This window comes from Bradyrhizobium sp. SHOUNA76 (assembly GCF_023006445.1).
In the GTDB taxonomy this organism is placed as follows: Bacteria; Pseudomonadota; Alphaproteobacteria; order Rhizobiales; family Xanthobacteraceae; genus Bradyrhizobium.
In genome coordinates, this window is record NZ_JALBHA010001137.1 from 1 (window position 1) to 513 (window position 513).

The 513-nt window shown below is 69.8% G+C and carries 2 pseudogenes; one reads left to right on the forward strand and one right to left on the reverse strand.

From position 1 onward, the window contains the following. A pseudogene (locus MOV74_RS40160) lies at positions 1–156 on the reverse strand (mannose-6-phosphate isomerase); the annotation flags it as partial. 86 nt (positions 157–242) lie between these two features. Here MOV74_RS40160 and MOV74_RS40165 point away from each other — a divergent pair. Next, a pseudogene (locus MOV74_RS40165) lies at positions 243–513 on the forward strand (phenylacetate--CoA ligase family protein); the annotation flags it as partial.

Here is a 513-nt window from a genome sequence, read left to right on the forward strand (position 1 = left end):
AGTCCCGTCGCGGTGCAGCCGGTCGATGAAGCCGCCCGTGGCCTGATCCCAGCCGACGGTCGACCACAGCGGCAGCGCCTCGTCGATCATGCGCCGCTTCAGGCGCACGACGACATCGGCAGCCTCATGCGCCGCAATGTTTCCTACGTCCGCCATCGGGTCCTCTCTCGGCCTTGCCAATGGCGGTCTGATACCCATGCCGGTGGCGGCGCGCAACGGATGCCAACACGGAAAGAACAGCCATGACCGCCCATTACGACGCCCGCGAGACGCGTGAGCCAGCAGCGCGCGAGGCCGATCTGTTCTCCCGCCTGCCGGAGGTGCTGCGAGCCGCGATGGCCGCCCCGGCCTATGCCGAGCGGCTAAGAGGCCTCGATCCCGCCGCCGTGACCTCCAGAGCGGCCCTGGCGGGCCTGCCGGTGTTGCGCAAGTCGGAACTGCCCGCCCTGCACAAGGCTTCTGCGCCCTTTGGGGGCTTCGTGGTGGCAGCCCCCGGCTCGTTCGCCCGCCTCT